The sequence below is a fragment of the Paracoccus hibiscisoli genome (assembly GCF_005048265.1).
In the GTDB taxonomy this organism is placed as follows: domain Bacteria; phylum Pseudomonadota; class Alphaproteobacteria; order Rhodobacterales; family Rhodobacteraceae; genus Paracoccus; species Paracoccus hibiscisoli.
Window position 1 is genome coordinate 1 of sequence record NZ_SUNH01000076.1, and the last position, 2040, is coordinate 2040.

A 2040-nucleotide genomic window follows, 5' to 3' on the forward strand; every position below is an offset into this window, starting at 1 on the left:
GTCTTGGGATCGGCGCCTTCGGCGGCCAGACCGACCATGATCCGCGCGAAGACCCCATTATCGCTCCAACGCTTCCAGCGATTGTAGAGCGTCTTGGCCGGTCCGTATTCTCCGTTCGGGCATTCTCGCCCTCGCACCACCGCAAGCCATTGCGATTGATGAAGATAATGCCACTGGGAACGCGCAAATCATCAACACGCGGGCGGCCATGACACTTGGGAAGGAAAGGACGAAGGCGGGCCATCTGCGCCTCAATCAGCCAGAAAAGGTTGCTCATCGATCAGCTCTCCTTGCGGAGCCTGAATCATGCAGACACCGCAAGATCAATGGGTCTGAAGTCTAGGCCTGATCGGGGGTTTTTCCGTCAAGTGATGAGTGTGGGCGTCGGCTGTTATAGAAGGCGAGGTATCTTCCAATGCCGGCCCGAGCCTCGGACACGCTGGCATAGGCCCGCAGGCAGACCTCCTCGTATTTGATGGTCCGCCACAGGCGCTCGACGAAGACGTTGTCGCGCCAGGCGCCTCTGCCATCCATGCTGATCTTGATCTCGCGTGCCGCCAGCACCTTGATGAAGTCAGTGGACGTGAACTGGCTGCCCTGATCCGTGTTTAAGATCTCGGGTGTGCCATGACGCGCCAGGGCCTCTTCGACGGCTTCTATGCAGAAGTCAGCCTCGAGCGTGATCGACACCCGCCATGCCAGCACCCGCCGAGTGAACCAGTCGAGCACGGCAGCGAGGTAGATGAACCCACCCGCCATGGGCAGATAGGTTCTTTAACTGATCCCCCGCGCTCGGTCAGTTTGCTGTTTGCGTCGGCGGCCTGCAAGGTTCTTTCCGAAGTCGCCGGGCGGCGCTTCATCTCGGCGTTCAAGGCTTGGGCGTCCCGAAGGTGAAGTGCGCGGTCCCTATGGGCCGCATGTAGATCGCACGGGATCATCCCACTGCCTGCCACCGTCAGCCGACGTGGCAACTTCACGGGCGGGGTTTCGAACCCTGCCTTATAGGATCGGGGTCATGGTCATGCCTCCGACTCCTTGAAGACGCTACCGTTGACCCAGATCGCGTGCATCATCACTGCGAGTTTGCGCGCCAGGGCGACGACGGCCTTCTTGTGACTGGTTCTACCTTTGACTGCCATGGCCCAGTCCTTGAGCGCTTGACCCCGGCCCGGCTTGACACGGCAGAGTAGAGAATTGGCCGCCTCATAGAGCATGGTGCGCAAAAGCCGGTCTCCGCGCTTTGAGATGCGGCCGCCATAGTCGACAGCGCCGGATTGATGTCGCCGAGAGGTCAGTCCGGCATAAGCACCCACCGAGCGCGACTTGGCGAACCGACCTGGCGCGTCGATTGTCGCGACGAAAGTCGCCGCCGTGACCGTCCCCACTCCGGGGACCGTCATCAGCCTGCGGCAAGCGTCCGAGGATTTCACTTGCCGAACCAGTTCCTTGGTTAGCGCCGCCGCCTGGCGCAATGCTTCCGTGCGGATCGCCAGAAGCAAGATGACTGGCGCCAGCGTATCCTGTCTTTCGAGCACGGCGCGGATGCGACCCTCATAGGTTCGGGGTTGCCCTGGTACGCGGAGCCCGAAGCTGGCGAGAAGGCCGCGGATCGTGTTCTCAGCATTGCGCCGCGCTCCGATCGCGCATCACGGGCTGCCAGCAGCGCGCGGCGCTCCTGACCATCCCGGCTCTTGACCTCGACCCTCCTATAGAAACCCGTCCGCGCCAGATCGGACAGCATCGCCGCGTCGTTGGCATCCGTCTTGTTATGCATCTGGCTAAGTGAGCTGCTGCCGGTTTCGTGGACAGCACGTTAAGCTAGCATAGCGCTGGCCTCGAAACTCCGTGGGGCTGATGTAGCTCAGTTTCGAATCCGTCTGCGCGGGTTGTAGAAACGCTCGATGTAGTCGAACTGAATCGCCCCGGATTTATCGGAGACCTATAGCTTGACTTTACGCGACAAGATCGAGCATGTCGCGCTGAACTTGGAAGTTCAGTTCTGCCTCTGCTGGCGGGATGTTTCCGATCGGGCCAAGCAGG

General features: G+C 60.9%; 1 protein-coding gene and 2 pseudogenes. All 3 read right to left on the bottom strand.

Going from position 1 to position 2040, the window contains the following annotated elements; all coding sequences use genetic code 11:
* Positions 1-277: pseudogene (locus FA740_RS19270) on the bottom strand (transposase); the annotation flags it as partial.
* A 62-nt stretch (positions 278-339) separates the two neighbouring features.
* A pseudogene (locus tag FA740_RS19275) lies at positions 340-771 on the bottom strand (transposase); the annotation flags it as partial.
* A 248-nt stretch (positions 772-1019) separates the two neighbouring features.
* Positions 1020-1640, bottom strand: coding sequence for an IS110 family RNA-guided transposase (locus FA740_RS19280; RefSeq protein WP_277355219.1), 621 nt, complete (start codon positions 1638-1640; stop codon positions 1020-1022).
* Positions 1641-2040: the final 400 nt, after the last annotated feature.